This window comes from Pseudoalteromonas ulvae UL12, from assembly GCF_014925405.1.
Classification (GTDB): Bacteria; Pseudomonadota; Gammaproteobacteria; order Enterobacterales; family Alteromonadaceae; genus Pseudoalteromonas; species Pseudoalteromonas ulvae.
The window spans coordinates 26,285-42,060 of sequence record NZ_AQHJ01000028.1; the positions used below are offsets into that span (position 1 = coordinate 26,285).

Sequence of the window (15,776 nt, forward strand, 5' to 3'; positions counted from 1 at the left end):
CATTGTTTATAAAAAAGGATGAACCATGTCGATACAAAAGTGGGGTGGGATTGCCGCTATTATTGAGGCGGCTGTGTATATTTTTGGATTTGTCTTATTTTTTGGAGTGTTAGATTCTACAGATTACGACACGCCGGAACGTTATTTGGTGTTTTTAATTGAAAATCGCGATACGTTTTTTGTTGGTTATTTAATTATTGGGATTGTGTTTAGCTTTGCGTTGATTGTGTTGGTGCAATCCACTTATCAGCGTTTCAAGCAGGTTTCCCCTGAACTAATGAAATTTTCAGCTGCGGTGGGGTACCTTTGGGTCGGTATTGTATTGGCCAGTAGTTTAATTTTTTTGACGAGCCTGGGCGTGGTTGCAAAATTTCATCAGGTAAACCCAGAAGAGGCTTTAATCATAAATCGCGGTATTTCTATCATTGTAGACGCCTTAGGTGGGGGGATTGAACTTGTTGGCGCGGTGTGGGTATTGGTCATCAGTTATGTTGCTTTAAAGAGCCGTGTTTATAGCCCGCTACTTCATTATTGGGGGATGTTAGTGGGGATCGCAGGTGTGTTATCTCTTTTTTCTGGGCTGTCTTTTTTAGCCTCGAATGTATTTTTTGAAGCGACTACCGCTATTTTTGGTTTAGGCCAGATTGTGTGGTTTTTAGTATTAGGGATCGTTATGCTAAAGGATCAGCCTCATACACCGACTTCGTTTGCTTAGTCATTGAGTCAAACCAGCATACGTGTTCTTGTGTGTTGGTTTGCTCCGCTCCACCTTCATTTGCCTTAAAATAATCAGTGGATTCAGTTTAACGCATTAAATAGCGTGTTAATCGATTTGTTAATTTATCTGATCACAGTCTTGCTACACTGCGTATCCAATCAGAATAATAATTAAGCTAGGTAGTCTTTTGAACGCGCGAACTCTTTTGTATCCCATATCGGTTGTATGCCTGTTGCTTGCAAGTCAAGCATATGCCGCAAATGTCATTGTTGAGCCCATCAAACTTGAACGCACTGAGCACAGTGTGCAAGCGGTGGGCAATGCAGAAGCCGCAAAATCGGTCGAAATTTATCCTGCGGTGGGCGATAAAGTGACAGGGATATTTTTTAAACCAGGGGATCATGTCCAAGCGGAGCAGATATTGCTGACATTGGACTCTCGTCGGCAAGAGGCGTCACTGCAGGAGGCTAAAATTCGTTTGGCCGATGCACAGCGTACCTTGACTCGCCTCAAAGAGAGTCAAGTCAAAGGGGCTGTGCCACAAAGTGAGGTTGATGATGCGATGACAGCTCATGAACTGGCTAAAGTGGTGGTGATGCAAGCGAAAACAGAGCTTGAAGATCGCCATGTCCTTGCGCCATTTTCAGGTGTGATGGGGCTAACCGATGTGGAAGTGGGCGATCGGATCACCCCGCAGACGATGATTGCTACTATTGATGACATCGAGCAATTATTTATTAATTTTAATGCGCCCGAAAATACGATAGCGATGCTCAAACAAACACCTTCGATTACTGTCAGTCCTTGGCAAAGTGATCAGCAGCTAGACGCTAACATTGCCGAGCTCGATTCACGGATCAATCCACAAACTCGGACATTACGTACCCGTGTCAGCATCAACAACGAAGCTGGACAATTTATGCCTGGCATGAGTTTTCGTGTGCACATTAAAGTCAATGGCGCACAATACGCCGCAGTGCCTGAAGCCGCCTTGTTATGGGGAGCAACGGGTCCTTATGTCTGGAAAAGTGTCGACAACAAGGCGAGACGTGTTGATGTGAAAATTGAACAGCGTTTAGCGGGGCGGTTACTGGTTGCAGGCGATTTAACACAAGGTGAGATGCTTGTGGTGGAAGGAGTGCAACGCCTAAGAGCGGATCAAGAATTGACCCTGACCCAACCTGTCACCCGTTTGCAGGATTAAGTGATGAAACAATTACCTATGCTGCAAGATTTACCGTCGATGGCGATCCGCCGTCCTATTTTAATTGTGGTGCTCAATTTGCTGATCATCATTGCGGGCATCGCCGCGATAACAGCCATTGAAGTACGAGAGCTGCCAGATGTGGATCGCCCATTTTTGACGGTCAGCGCGTCTTTTCCGGGGGGCTCGCCTGAAACAGTCGATACAGAAGTTACCAGTAAACTCGAAGGGGCAGTGGCACGTGTCAGTGGGGTAAAATCCATTCGCGCCCAAAGTGAAGAAGGCAGCGCTCGCATCGTGGTTGAGTTTCGACCTGGCATCAACTTAGAAGATGCGGCCAATGAAACGCGAGAGTCAGTGGCACGGGTGCAGCGTGAGTTGCCAAAAGAGGTTGAACGGGTTTCAATTATTAAAGCCGACAACAATGCCGAATCAGTTGTGTCTTTGACTGTATCAAGTGCAACACTCCCCCTGGAGGCATTAACGGAGCGGGTCGAAATAGACTTAGCGCCGCAATTTTTAACCATTCCCGGCGTGGCGGATGTGCGCTTAAATGGCGATCGCCGCCGAGTTCTGCGAGTCCGAATGGATCCGCTAAAATTGGCGAGCTTTAATTTAACCGTACCAGATGTCGCAGAAGTCCTCAGACAAGCGCCATTTGATGTGCCTGCAGGTAGTTTAAAATCCGATGACCAACAAGTTATAGTCCGCGCCGATGCAACGTCAGTCACAGCTCAAGAAGTTGGAGATATAATTGTCCGCGATGACACACGAATTCGCGATATTGCAGCAGTCTATTTTGGCCCGGCCGATCCGCGTTCCATGGTGCGTTTAGATGGGCAACCCGTGCTTGGTATGGAGGTTATTCGCCAAGCGCAATCGAATACCATTGAAATTTCAAATGAAGTGCTGGCTTTGCTTGAGCACATGCGTGTGCGCTTTCCTGAACTTGAATTTACCCTCACTTCTGATGATGCGCAGTTTATTCGCAGCTCCGTGGACGAAGTGATTTATTCGTTGATCTTAACTGTGTTGTTGGTGGTGATCACTCTTTGGGTGTTTATTGGTTCTTGGCGCGCGACGTTAGTGCCTGCGTTTGCAATTCCCGTCGCACTCGTGGGGTCGCTTGCGTTAATTTGGACGTTAGGCTTTTCAATTAATATTTTAACCTTGCTTGCGCTTGTGCTGGCAACGGGTTTGATAGTCGATGATGCCATTGTGGTCAGTGAAAACATTCAGCGCCAACGCGCCGAAGGATTAGGGCGCCGTGCAGCGGCTGTCATTGGTACCCGAGAAGTGTTTTTTGCAGTGGTGGCCACCACTGCGGTGCTCGCGGCGGTGTTTGTGCCGATTGCTTTTTTACCTTCTACCGCTGGACGATTATTTAGAGAGTTTGGTGGGGTGTTAGCGGGTGCAGTTGTGATTTCGAGCTTTGTCGCGCTGTCACTGGTGCCGGCCTTGACCTCTAAACTAAAACTGAAACAAGCAAAAAAAGCGCATCCTTTTGCAAAAGTCGGTGGCTATCTTGTTGAGTTTTATCGTCTTTCGATTGCTTGGGTACTCAATCATGCGTGGCTCACTCTTTGTGTGTGTTTATTGGTCGCGGTAGGTTCTGGAGGCTTGTATTTAACTTTAGATAATGAGCTGTTGCCCAAAGAAGACAGAGGTAAAATCCGTATTTTTGCACGAGGCCCAGATGGGGTCGGGCTTAATTTTATGGATCGCCAAGCCATTGCAATGGAAGATATTTTATTGCCGTTTGTCGAAAGTGGTGAAATTGAATCAATTTATACTGTGGTGGGTCAATGGGATCCCAATATTGTATTTATCACCGTACCATTAAAACATTGGGACGAGCGTCATTTTAGCCAACAAGAAATCATCAATAAAATTCGCGGGCCGCTGAGTCAGATCCCAGGTGCGCCTGGGTATCCATCGGGTTCTAATAGTTTGAATTTACGGGGCCAAGGAGGCGGGATTGAACTGGCCTTGTTAGGGCAAGATTACAGCGAGATTTTTATTGCTGCTCAGGCATTTTCTGAACAGATAGAGCAAGCAATCGAAGGTGTGGGTAACGTACGGGTGTCTTACCAACCATCTCAGCCGCAATTGCGCGTTAATATTGACCGGCGCCGAGCCGACGAGCTGGGTGTTTCGCTCAGTGATATTGCGGTGACGCTGCGAGCGGCGATTAATGGGGATGATATTGCCGATTTAAATATTGGCGATCAATCCGTGCCTATTATGCTGCAAGCTCAGAATCAGACGATTAACGATCCGCGCGATTTAGCAAATTTACATCTTAAAACCCGAACTGGACAACTGGTGCCGCTAAGCAGTGTGGCGACGATTAGCGAAGAGGGCGTCGCTGCAGAGCTCGAACGCCATGCACAACGTCGTGCTATTGAACTGGATATGGAGCTTCCACCGAATATGAGCATTGCTCAATTGGTGACAAAAATTCGTGAACTCTCTTTAGAAACATTACCTGATGGGATCACTATGGTATTTAAGGGAGAGGCGTTAACCTTCGAAGAAACCGCCAATGAAGTGCTGCTAACTTATGTATTGGCTTTTTTGATTGTATTACTGGTACTGGCTGCGCAGTTTGAAAGTGTTAATAGTGCGGTAGTGGTAATGATTACGGTTCCGTTTGGTATTACGTCGGCCATTTTGGCGCTTTATTTAACTGATACGTCACTGAACATTTATTCGCAAATTGGTTTGGTCATGTTAATTGGCTTAATCGCCAAAAATGCGATTTTATTGGTAGAGTTTGCTGATCAATTACGTGATAAAGGCTTATCAGTGCGAGATGCGGTTGAACAAGCGGCGATAGTGCGTTTACGACCAATCACCATGACCTTGGTATCGACCTTACTGGGGGCGTTACCACTTATTTTATCAACCGGAGCGGGTGCAGAGGCGCGTAATGCAATTGGTTGGGTGGTATTTGGTGGTTTATCTCTTGCGGTGGTGTTTACTTTGTATTTGACTCCAGTCATTTATCTAGGTTTGGCCCGTTTTACTCGAGCCCGAGGCGACGAAACCGCGCAACTGGTGAAAGAGCTCGAACACGTTTCTTGATTTATTACTAGCTAAAAAGGCGACAGTGAGTCGCCTTTTTTATTTGTGTTACGAAAAGAAAGTGTGTTTTGATAGATGAAATAAACGCCACTAGCAAGCGTGACGTTTTAGGCGAGTAAAACAACGTAATTGGGGCAAAATAGATGGACAGTGTGACTCAAGGATTATTGGGTGCGGTCATGGCTCAAGCAGGGGCAAAACCTACAGAGCTAAAACAGGCGACTGTGATTGGCTTTATTGCACCGCAATTAGCTGATGCAGATGTGTTCATTCGCTCGTCAACAGACTCACTGTTAACCTTGCAGTTTCATCGTCATTTTAGTCATTCGTTGTTGTTCATTCCATTGGGAGCCTTGTTGGCTGCGTTGTTGTTATGGCCATTTTTTCGTAACAAAATCGCTTTTTCACGGATCTACGTTTATAGCCTACTTGGTTATGCAACCGCGGGTTTTTTAGACGCACTTACTAGCTATGGCACTCATTTATTATGGCCTTTTGTTGATCAAAAGATTGCTTGGAGTGTGATTGCGATTGTCGATCCGCTCTTTTCTGCCGTGTTGATGATTGCCTTGTTGATGAGTTTTATACGCGTGCGCCCATCATTTGCCCGCTATGGTTTGTTGGTTGCAGGGTGTTATGTATGTTTTGGTGCCTTGCAACAAGCTCGTGTCCAGCAACACATTGAGGCACTTGCGCTAACACGGCAGCACTCTATCTCCCGTCAAATCGTCAAGCCTACATTAGGTAATGTAGTGCTTTGGCGCTCAATTTATCAAAGTGAAAATCATTATTATGTTGATGCTATTCGTGTAGGGATGTTTGGTGATATCACCGTCTATGAAGGTGCGGCGGCTAAGGTATTTGATTTGAAAGCCGACTCAAAAAAATTACCTTCTACTAGTGTTTTATTCAACGATATTAGTCGATTCAATGATTTTAGTGATGGTTATCTTATCTGGATGCCATCGCAGGTCGATGCACTTGGCGATATTCGCTATGCCATGTTACCTCAGCACATTGCCCCGATGTGGTCGATAGTGTTCGACAGTAACAAACCAAGCCAAGCTGTCACAGTGAAAACCGACCGACACTTGAGTAAACAACAGCGGGATATGTTTTTAGCGATGTTATTAGATCAACCTATCAACACCAAATAATGGTGTGTATGTGTTTTTAAATATATCAGGGAAAACAGAATATGTTATCAAGGTTCATTTTAGATAATACCCGCTATCGAGCCATTTCTAGCTGCGATTGCATGATTACTTACACATAAGTAGGTGCGTAACTACATTACTACAACAAGTTGATATTCCTTTTTAAAAACTCTTGCCTTTTTACATTCGAACTTTGAGCTTTGTCATGAATATTTATGGCGGCATAGATTATTCTTAAAATAAATATCGGTAATTCATTGTCTTGGCTCGCGGATGTATCTGAGGTGCACTAAAGTGTTAATACGATATTTTTACATTGTGCTGCTTGTAACAGTTAAGCTGGGAGTGTTTAGTAATGTTAACTTTGTTTTTAGAAAAAAGTACCATTAAAACTAAGTTCAATACCGTTGTATTGTTACCATTTATGATTATCACGTTGTTACTGAGTTATCTAGTTTGGCAAAATATAAACGCATCCCAACGACAACAGTCTGTACAGGCCCGTTTATTACAAGCTGAAAAACTTGCGGCAGTTGCCCATCATTTTGCAGTAGAGCGAGGCTTAACAGCAGGGTACTTGGCTCGTAAAGGCGGCGACAGTGATGCTTTAAAAAAGCAATACATCAATGCAGACAATGCTGCTTATGAATTGATAGGTATATTGCCTGCGCTAAAGCTGACTGCGCATCGTGATGAACTAAGATTATTAGATCTGTTGGAAAAAGAGATATTAAAACGGGATACACTGCGACAAGGGGTGCTTGAGCTTAGTCCTCCTCACTCACCTTTTACCTATTATTCAAATATTAATGCGACTGCGTTGACAGTATTAGAGCAAGTGATGACAGAGATGAACGATCCTCTCGCAAGTCAAATGTTCAGAGCTTATCTTGCCCTCACGTGGTTAAAAGAAAAGGCAGGCCAAGAGCGAGGGGCGTTGAATGGTGTATTTACATCAGGGGAGCTTCCGATCAGTAAAGCTGTGGCAATACAGAGCTATCTCTCAGAGCAACATTATTTCCAAGAGCGGTTAATTCACTTTAGTTCTGATGAGTTTAATCAGCAATTTGATGTGTTGCTCAATGATGATGCAGTCAAGCAGGTCAATGCAATGCGTGATGTGTTTAATCAAACACTGTTACTTAAGCAAAATACTAATCGCTTAGTCTCTCTGTTATCTACAGGTAACAAAGGGGCATTTAATGCATTTAAAACTGAACTCAATCAGCCACACGCGTTATTTTCTGATACACAACGTAACCATTTACTGAGTATTCTTGAAAATATTAATGAGGCTACTTCAGACTCACAAAAATACGCAGTTTTTCAAGGTATCCAACAGTTTGAAAAGATGTATAACCCGCTATTGTCAGTCAACGCCAGTGACTGGTTTTCAGTTGCAACGAGAAGAATTGATTTATTGAATGAACTAGTTAAGAAAAAGTCAGCACAATTAGCTATGTATGTGAATGAGAAAGCCAACACTTTGATGTGGATCTCGATTTTAGAAGTGCTTTTTGGTGTTGTCTTATTGGTTGCTTTGTTTGGGATCGGTCGCGCGATTGCAAATAAGATGGTCAAAGATTTAGCCATTATTAATAATTCAATCAGTGATGTATCAAACAGATTTGATTTTAAAACCCGCTCTAAGATAGTCGGTGAAGATGAAATAGCCATCACATCCACAATGTTTAATCGTATGTTAGATAAATTAGAGGGCGCGATAGGGGAAGCCGTCTATGTTTGTGATGCGATTGCTGAAGGTGATTTTTCTAAACGTATCAATGGTGAGTTCGTCGGCGATCTAGCCTCGTTGAAAAAAGGGATCAATCGCTCGGCAAACAGTGTCGCGTCGACAATGAGTTCACTCGAAATGGTCATTGATGGCTTAGCCGAAGGGCGGTTAGATGTCAGATTGCCTGATGATGTTAAAGGGCAATTGCGAGATAAAGTGAATACTGCAATGTCACAAACCGAACAAGCGCTCATACAAATAGAGCGATCGGTTAATGGCATTAGTCAGGGAGATTTTAGCCAAGAAATCAACGTACCCCTTAGTGGAACTCTTGATGCAGTGAAAATCAGTATTAATTCGGCGCTCAAGAGTATAAATATTTCGGTTTCTGCTATCGTCCAAGCGATGCAGGCTGTGGAAAAAGGTGATTTCTCTGCTCATGTTGATGGGCAATACCAAGGGGCATTTGCTCAATTGCAACATTCAATAAATCAATCCGTAAAAGTAAATCAACAAGCGTTAAATGCCATTAAGCAGACGTTTTCGTATTTAGCAGAAGGTGAATTTAAAACCCTTAATGTTGAGGTATTGCAAGGTGATTTTGCTTTATTAGGTAAAGAATTAAATCACACAATTTTACAATACAGGCAAACGTTTGAAGAAATTGTTCGTGCATCTAACGATATTGCTGAGGGGCATTTATCGGTTCGTATTTCGGAAAAATTTCCAGGCGAACTGGGTAAATTGAGCCAAGCACTCAATCGCTCTACACATCAATTAGAAGTGGGAGTAACGAATATAAATAGTGTGATGAAACACGCCTCAGCAGGGGACTTTGGCCATCAAATCACGGCTAACTTGGGCGGTGATTTAGCCACGCTAAAACAAAATATTAATAAAATGATTTCTGATACAAAATCGGCTGTTTTAGATATTGCTGATGCGATTCAGCAACTTTCACAAGGGGAGCTTAGCGATCCTATTATGGTGAGCTATGAAGGGATATTTGGCCAACTGAAAGACGATACCAATTTCACTATTGCTAAACTCAAAGCTTTTATTAATGGAGATTTATCGACCATCATGGATGCAGCAAAGGCCGGCCAGTTAGAAACACGCATTGACCTAAATGCGAAGCAAGGGTTTTATATGCAAATTAGTGATGGGATTAATCAAATTGTTGGCCGATGCGCTGATGTCATTGAAGATTGCCAACATGTGATGTCTAGCTTGGCTAACAGTGATCTTAGCCCAAGGATTGAGCGCGAATACCAAGGAAGCTTTAATGAATTAAAGCAAAATACCAATGCATCTTTGGATCACCTTAGCAACGTAATAGAAAAGATAAAATTAGCCTCACTTGCAAATCTCAATGGCATAGACGAAATAAGTAAAGGAAATACAAATCTAAGCCAACGTACAGAGCAACAAGCTGCGTCACTTGAAGAAATAAACGCCACTATGTCAGACATTACCGATATGGTTTCGCAAAATGCTGATCAAGCTAAATTAGTTGAGTCTCGGATGCAAACCACTAGTGACACTGCTGAGGAAGGAGGCACAGTGGTTGAGCGTGCTATTGCCAGTATGTTAGAAATTAATCAAGCCAGTAAAAGCATCGAAGACATTATCAGTGTGATTGATGAAATTGCTTTTCAGACTAATTTACTTGCATTGAATGCCGCGGTTGAATCGGCACGGGCTGGGGATTCTGGCCGTGGTTTTGCGGTTGTCGCTGCAGAAGTACGAAACTTAGCTCAGCGAAGTGCAAGTTCAGCGAAAAAAATTACTCAACTGATTGCTGAGACGGTGAGTAAAGTCGAGCATGGCTCAGTATTAGTGCAAGAATCAGGGGCCACGTTACGTCAAATTATCAGTTTGATACGAGAAGCGGCCAGCAGTGCGACCCAAATAGCGACCGAATCGATTGATCAACAATATCGTGTCAAAGAAACAAAAACCGCGATAGAGCAGCTCGATAAAGTGACACAAAGTAACTCAGCACTGGTAGAGCAAATTGCCAGCGCAAGTCAAAATTTAGCCGGGCAATCTCAAAGTACCTTAACGCTTTTAGAGAGCTTCAAATTATCTAAACAAACAGGGAATGGTTCTGGCGTGTTACTGTTAACGCAATAATAGAAGAGATTGACCAGTGTTAAATGATTAACGCTGGTCGTTTAATGGCAAGAGGATTAATTCCCCCAAGGGTTGCTGTCACTTTGGCGTTTTTTACGATCGCGGGCGAGGTCTTTATTGCGCTTTTTTTCTTGGATGCGTTTTGCATCACTAAAGCTTAGTTCACAAGGTGTGCCCGGTTGATGATCTTCAGGGATCACTCTGTCACGTGGTGGCAATTGATATTGAACATCGTCAGGTTTTGGCAGGTTTTTAAGTCGATATAAATAAAAGTTTTCGACTTTTTCTTGTGCCCATTGTGTTTTACGTAAAAACTTCACCGTTGCTTCTAAGCTTGGGTTGTTTTTAAAGCAGTTTATTTGCAAATACGCATGTAGTAATTCCCATCCATATTGATCGACTAACTCGCTGACTACTTGCTCTAGTTTGACACCTTGTAGCGGATTGTTGCCGAATAGTTCTTTATTACTCATGTTTTGCACTCTTAAAGATATACTTAAGGCGAATTATAAGATTTCATAGCGTGAGCACAATGCTATTTTTAAATTTAGGATGAATATGTTTGTAGTTATTTTTAGGGCGAAGCCGGGACAGCAAGATCAGCAGTACACAGAGATGGTTGCGAAAATGAGGGAACTGGCGTTTGAAAAATATGCTTGCCTTGATTTTGTAGCCGCCACAGAAGGTGAGCAGGAAATCGCGATTTCATACTGGCCTGATGAAGCCTCAATACTCGCTTGGAAAAATGATCCATCTCATGCATTAGCGCAATCAATGGGACAAAATAAATGGTATCAGTCATACCGTGTTGAAGTGCTGGAGCTCAAACGTGAGTATACGTTTGAATCTACAAGCAAAGTCGCAGGTTAACCGTTGTAAATTTAGGGCAAGCATAAGCCGAAAAACAGAGTTGTTCGGCTTAGTTTATTGTATTAGCGGGTTTTTATTCGGGCAATAAGAGTCTTAAACCAGTGGCATCAGCAATGACTAAATACGATTGACCAAAGTCGCCACTACATAAATCAATGGGATTGTCATCAATAATTAAACCATCTGCACATTGGGTGATAGATAAAGCGTCAGTCACTTTACCTGCTTGGATTTTATTATTTTGCGCGACCCCATTGAGAGTAAAACTGAGATCCTGATGGGTAAACACTCGTATTTTATAGACACCACTTTGGTTTGAGGGGGCTTTTTTAATGCTTGTCATCGCGTAATCATTGCCATTATGCCAAGCTATCGCCCAATACTGATGTTTGTTGGATAAAGTGTGGTTTGTATGGGCTGACTGGCTTAAGTTCAAACTATCAATCACACCGACATGAATGGAATTTTCAATTAAACTGTAGCGATAGCGATAAGAAGTCGAGGCGCTATTTTTTTCTACATCGCTGACAATGCTGTATTTATCTTCGAATAAATTGTCGACATCACTTTTTCGTAAAATATCATTGCGCTTTAAATGAAAATTGCTCATATCATCAAGGCTATTCACAAAGGTGATGTCCACTTCACCTTCGTCTATTTTGTCAATGATAGTCTCCCCGCCACAGCCGCTCAGCAGGGTAAGCATACTGGTACTAAACGCCGCCACAAGTAGTGATAATTTATTCATATTTTCCATCCGTGTTTTATTTCAATTAAGAGATGATACGGATGGACGTGCAACGTGTTCAACATTTTAAATGTTCGATTTTGTTTGCATGGCGCTAAGAAGGAGCCATCAAAATCACAAAACAGCTTTTAGGCTAAAAGGAACAGGGTGGATGATTTGCCAATACAACAGACACCCATTGACCTAATTACTGTTGTAATGGGCCGTCAATATTCAGCTCAGAAATGATAGGCAATAATTCTGCTGGCTGACCTGTGATCGTTTCATAAAACACCATGGCTGTTAAGAGGCTGCCGAGTGGGTTGGCATGATTGCCATCCTTGCTATGAAAAGACAAGTCAGGGCGTTGAGCCATGGCGTAATCCCAAACAAGGCCAACAGGTGCGACGCAGCTACGTTGTTGTTCATTGATTGACTGATGCATATCGTAGACTCGTTGAGCTTCTGTGCTGTTGCCTTTTTGAGGGTGCTCAGGAAATAAAATAGGGGTTGCGCCGAGGGATTTTGTTTTTGCGATCAGTGTTTGGGCTGCGGTGGTGCTGTACTCTATGGTCCCTGATTGTGAATACTTTTGGCCTTGTAAGATGACATGTGTCCAATTGTTATCTTCAAGAGTGTTAATGGCCGCAGACTGAGTGAGTTGCTCGCTTAAATAACCGCCACTGAGTGATTGAGTCAATGTGGTGACGTTAGGGTTTGCGTGGCGGATTAACGTGGTAATCAAAGAGCCTTGGCCTGCAATGTGGCTATTACCAAAGAGGAGAATTCTAAAAGCACTGACATTGGTATTGTCTGTAATAGCGAGATTGTTATTGATGTCGACAATGCTGTTTTGTTCATTGTTTATAGCTTCAGAATGCGTGCTGCCCCCGCAGCCTTGCAATAAAACTAAGATAATAAACACTGTGAGACTAAATCTGTAGTCTAGAGCCATCTAGAGTGATCCTTTGTAATTAATTAGCCGTGTTGGCTTACAACCTATTGAGGCTGTTTGAACAATTGAGTGTAATCGACATTGTTCAATAAATGAACCTGTCTCAGTTATGAATAATCATTGTTTTGCAGAATAAACCATCAAATTGTCTAATTATTTTGTGTTTATATGCGTGTAAATGGCATTTATTGGCATTTTTATAGGTTGATTGTCGACAATTATTAAAAGTGTCACTTGACTTACTGGTTGTCATCACCCATAGTTCGATTCATTAATTGTCGACAATGATAACCAATGGATTCAGATAACAGCGTTAAAACAGCATCAGATAAAGTTTTTGTCGACATTCGTCAGGCAATTGTTGAAGGTGATATCCCTCAGGGTAGCAAGATTTCTGAACCAGAATTAGCAAAACGCTACGGGGTCAGCCGCGCAACTTTACGCGAAGCGCTCAATCGCTTGGAAAGTTGTCACTTAGTCGAACGTAAAGCCAATGTAGGCAGTCGCGTCGTCGCCTTGACTGAAACAAAACTAAAAGAAATTTTCCAGGTGCGTGCTTCTCTTGAAGGGCTTGCTTGTCGGCTGGCTGCGCAGATGATGTCTGATGAAGAAGTATCAGAAGTAAAAGCTTTGCTTGATTTGCACTTGACGGAGCAGCGGGTTAAACAAGGTGAATCGTATTATCAAGAAGCGGGTGATTTAGACTTTCATTATCGCATCATCAAAGGCAGTAAAAATAGCCATCTGATCCACCTGTTATGCAATGAGCTTTATCAGTTAATTCGAATGTACCGTGTGCAAATGGGCATGAATGGCCCCCGTGTTAGCCGTGCGTTTGATGAGCATTTGGCCATCATTAACGCGATTGCTGCAAAAGATGGCGAATTAGCTGAGTTATTGATGAAGCGTCACATTGCCTCATCAGGTGCGAATATCGAAACAAAATTTAATGTGGCCGCAGATGCCACCTAGCGACTCTAACCGTTCAAATTGAGTAAAAGACTTAGGAGAAGATTTACATGTCAGCAGGAAAAAAATTCAGACTTGCCCTCGCAGCAAACAAGCCACTGCAAATAGTCGGCACTGTTAATGCGTATTGCGCAATTATGGCTGAGCAGTTGGGACATCAGGCTATTTACCTCTCTGGAGCCGGTGTTGCCAATGCGTCTTATGGTCTGCCTGATCTTGGCATGACTAGCCTTGATAATGTGTTAGAAGACATCCGCCGTATTACTGCGGCAAGCAGCCTGCCGTTATTAGTGGATGCTGATACAGGTTGGGGCGGGGCATTTAACATTGCACGCACAGTGAAAGAAATGACCAAAGCCGGTGCTGCTGGGTGTCACATTGAAGATCAAGTAGCTCAAAAGCGTTGTGGTCATCGCCCAAATAAAGCCATTGTATCAACTGAAGAAATGGTTGATCGCATTAAAGCGGCGGTTGATGCGCGAACTGATCCGGACTTTTTTATCATGGCACGGACCGATGCGTTTGCTCAAGAGGGGTTAGAGGCCGCAATTGAGCGAGCCAAAGCCTATGTTGCAGCAGGTGCCGATGGTATTTTTGCCGAAGCGGTCAAAACAGAAGAGCATTATCGTGCCTTTAGCGACGCATTAGATGTATCAATTTTAGCGAATATTACAGAGTTTGGTCAGACTGAGCTTTGGAACAAAGATGAATTAGGCGAATGGGGAGTGAGCATGGTGCTTTATCCACTGTCAGCATTTAGAGCGATGAATAAAGCAGCAGAATCTGTTTATGCGTCAATTCTCGAACAAGGCGATCAAAAAGCTGTGGTCGACAGCATGCAAACACGCATGGATTTATACAAATATTTGGGTTACCACGATTACGAACAAAAGCTTGATTCGTTGTTTGCTGAAGGCAAAAACAAGTAAAGCAGTATAAAAATATATCAATAGGATGAGTGTCATTAAGACAAACGACACTAACAAAATTAGGGGCTTTAATATGACAGATAAAAAACTAAGTGGTGCAGGCTTACGGGGTCAAAGTGCTGGTGAAACAAAATTGTGTACTGTGGGTAAATCAGGTTCAGGGTTGACTTATTGTGGTTACGATGTATCCGACTTAGCCGATAATGCCACGTTTGAAGAAGTCGCGTACTTATTATTTAATGGTGAATTACCAACCGCTGCGCAATTGAGCGAATATAAGGCAGCCTTAAAGTCGCAACGTGATTTACCACAGGCACTAAAAGAAGTCTTACAACGTATTCCTGCCGATGCACATCCGATGGATGTGATGCGTACCGGTTGCTCTTTTTTAGGTAACTTAGAACCAGAAACAACGTTTGAAGCGCAACACACCGCGGCTAATCGATTGTTGGCCGCGTTTCCAGCCATCATGTGTTATTGGTATCGCTTTAGTCATGAGAATATCGAGATTGAATGTACAACGGATGAAGAGTCTATCGGTGGTCACTTCTTGAAATTACTCAGTGGTAACACGCCATCAGAGCAGCATCGTAAAGTAATGGATGTATCATTGATTTTATATGCTGAGCATGAATTCAATGCCTCGACTTTTACCGCGCGTGTATGTGCTTCTACATTGTCAGATATGTTTTCATGTGTAACAGGGGCAATTGGTTCTCTTCGTGGTCCACTGCATGGTGGTGCGAATGAAGCTGCGATGGATATGATCCAAAAGTTTACTTCTCCTGAAGATGCAAAAACCCAAATGGCGGGCATGCTTGAACGCAAAGAAAAAATCATGGGCTTTGGTCATGCAATTTATCGCGAATCAGATCCGCGTAACGTGATTATTAAACAGTGGTCAGAAAAACTGGCTCATGAATTTGGTAATACATCGTTATATGATATTTCTGTCGCGTGTGAAGAATATATGTGGGATACGAAAAAATTATTCTGTAATGCTGATTTCTTCCACGCATCGGCGTATCACTTTATGGGTATTCCAACTAAATTATTCACGCCTATTTTCGTGTGCTCACGGGTAACAGGTTGGGCAGCGCATGTGATGGAGCAACGTGCCAACAACCGTATCATCCGCCCAAGTGCAGATTATATCGGATCTGAACCTCGTAAAGTTACGCCTCTTAACGAGCGTTAATCAAGTGTGTGCCCTTATTGCCAAATAAGGGCACTGTTTTGTGCCTGACAAGTTGTAAATGTCACACCAACAACATAACAAAGTGTATTTC

At 43.0% G+C, this 15,776-nt stretch carries 12 protein-coding genes; 9 read left to right on the forward strand and 3 right to left on the reverse strand.

Features of this window, described 5'->3' with window-relative positions; all coding sequences use genetic code 11:
• Positions 1-25: 25 nt before the first annotated feature.
• The 5 genes from PULV_RS10445 (at position 26) to PULV_RS10465 (ending at position 10,037) form a co-directional block, all read left to right on the forward strand.
• Complete coding sequence (locus PULV_RS10445; protein ID WP_193331664.1) at positions 26-715, forward strand: DUF4386 family protein; 690 nt, start codon at positions 26-28, stop codon at positions 713-715.
• Between the two features lie 190 nt (positions 716-905).
• Entirely contained in the window at positions 906-1,922 is a 1,017-nt protein-coding gene (locus PULV_RS10450; protein WP_227009394.1) for an efflux RND transporter periplasmic adaptor subunit, read from the forward strand.
• A gap of 3 nt (positions 1,923-1,925) precedes the next feature.
• A complete protein-coding gene (locus PULV_RS10455; RefSeq protein WP_193331666.1) occupies positions 1,926-5,009 on the forward strand; it encodes an efflux RND transporter permease subunit in 3,084 nt (1,027 codons plus the stop codon).
• Positions 5,010-5,152: 143 nt separating this feature from the next.
• Positions 5,153-6,166: a metal-dependent hydrolase gene (locus tag PULV_RS10460; protein WP_086744917.1), complete on the forward strand. Its 1,014-nt coding sequence runs from the start codon at positions 5,153-5,155 to the stop codon at positions 6,164-6,166.
• Positions 6,167-6,521: 355 nt separating this feature from the next.
• The gene (locus tag PULV_RS10465) at positions 6,522-10,037 is read left to right on the forward strand and encodes a methyl-accepting chemotaxis protein (RefSeq protein ID WP_086744918.1); all 3,516 of its coding nucleotides are present in this window, start codon (positions 6,522-6,524) and stop codon (positions 10,035-10,037) included.
• Between the two features lie 56 nt (positions 10,038-10,093).
• On the opposite strand, the gene PULV_RS10470 is transcribed toward PULV_RS10465, so the two are convergent.
• Positions 10,094-10,510, reverse strand: coding sequence for a VF530 family protein (locus PULV_RS10470; RefSeq protein WP_086744919.1), 417 nt, complete (start codon positions 10,508-10,510; stop codon positions 10,094-10,096).
• 85 nt (positions 10,511-10,595) lie between these two features.
• On the opposite strand from PULV_RS10470, the gene PULV_RS10475 reads away from it, so the two are divergent.
• Entirely contained in the window at positions 10,596-10,907 is a 312-nt protein-coding gene (locus PULV_RS10475; RefSeq protein WP_086744920.1) for an antibiotic biosynthesis monooxygenase family protein, read from the forward strand.
• A gap of 73 nt (positions 10,908-10,980) precedes the next feature.
• Here the strand turns inward: PULV_RS10475 and PULV_RS10480 are convergent, their stop codons facing one another.
• Together PULV_RS10480 and PULV_RS10485 are read right to left on the reverse strand one after the other, a co-directional pair.
• On the reverse strand, positions 10,981-11,655 hold the full coding sequence (locus PULV_RS10480) for a hypothetical protein (protein ID WP_140372861.1): 675 nt from the start codon (positions 11,653-11,655) through the stop codon (positions 10,981-10,983).
• A 187-nt stretch (positions 11,656-11,842) separates the two neighbouring features.
• Positions 11,843-12,589 (reverse strand): SGNH/GDSL hydrolase family protein, encoded by a 747-nt coding sequence (locus PULV_RS10485; RefSeq protein WP_193331667.1) that lies wholly within the window; start codon positions 12,587-12,589, stop codon positions 11,843-11,845.
• A gap of 294 nt (positions 12,590-12,883) precedes the next feature.
• Between PULV_RS10485 and PULV_RS10490 the strand changes: the two genes are divergently transcribed.
• The 3 genes from PULV_RS10490 to prpC all read left to right on the forward strand — a co-directional run bounded on the left by PULV_RS10490 (position 12,884) and on the right by prpC (position 15,685).
• Positions 12,884-13,561 carry a GntR family transcriptional regulator gene (locus PULV_RS10490; protein WP_086744923.1) on the forward strand — a complete coding sequence of 226 codons (678 nt, stop codon included), beginning with the start codon at positions 12,884-12,886 and terminating at the stop codon, positions 13,559-13,561.
• A 47-nt stretch (positions 13,562-13,608) separates the two neighbouring features.
• The gene (gene prpB, locus PULV_RS10495; protein ID WP_193331668.1) at positions 13,609-14,487 is read left to right on the forward strand and encodes a methylisocitrate lyase; all 879 of its coding nucleotides are present in this window, start codon (positions 13,609-13,611) and stop codon (positions 14,485-14,487) included.
• 73 nt (positions 14,488-14,560) lie between these two features.
• Positions 14,561-15,685 (forward strand): bifunctional 2-methylcitrate synthase/citrate synthase, encoded by a 1,125-nt coding sequence (prpC, locus tag PULV_RS10500; RefSeq protein WP_086744925.1) that lies wholly within the window; start codon positions 14,561-14,563, stop codon positions 15,683-15,685.
• Positions 15,686-15,776 lie beyond the last annotated feature (91 nt).

Coding starts and splice junctions, on each gene's coding strand:
- PULV_RS10445 (WP_193331664.1), top strand. CDS start 26: ATGTCGATACAAAAGTGGGGTGGGATTGCCGCTATTATTGAGGCGGCT.
- PULV_RS10455 (WP_193331666.1), top strand. CDS start 1,926: ATGAAACAATTACCTATGCTGCAAGATTTACCGTCGATGGCGATCCGC.
- PULV_RS10460 (WP_086744917.1), top strand. CDS start 5,153: ATGGACAGTGTGACTCAAGGATTATTGGGTGCGGTCATGGCTCAAGCA.
- PULV_RS10465 (WP_086744918.1), top strand. CDS start 6,522: ATGTTAACTTTGTTTTTAGAAAAAAGTACCATTAAAACTAAGTTCAAT.
- PULV_RS10470 (WP_086744919.1), bottom strand. CDS start 10,510: ATGAGTAATAAAGAACTATTCGGCAACAATCCGCTACAAGGTGTCAAA.
- PULV_RS10475 (WP_086744920.1), top strand. CDS start 10,596: ATGTTTGTAGTTATTTTTAGGGCGAAGCCGGGACAGCAAGATCAGCAG.
- PULV_RS10480 (WP_140372861.1), bottom strand. CDS start 11,655: ATGAATAAATTATCACTACTTGTGGCGGCGTTTAGTACCAGTATGCTT.
- PULV_RS10485 (WP_193331667.1), bottom strand. CDS start 12,589: ATGGCTCTAGACTACAGATTTAGTCTCACAGTGTTTATTATCTTAGTT.
- PULV_RS10490 (WP_086744923.1), top strand. CDS start 12,884: ATGGATTCAGATAACAGCGTTAAAACAGCATCAGATAAAGTTTTTGTC.
- prpB (WP_193331668.1), top strand. CDS start 13,609: ATGTCAGCAGGAAAAAAATTCAGACTTGCCCTCGCAGCAAACAAGCCA.
- prpC (WP_086744925.1), top strand. CDS start 14,561: ATGACAGATAAAAAACTAAGTGGTGCAGGCTTACGGGGTCAAAGTGCT.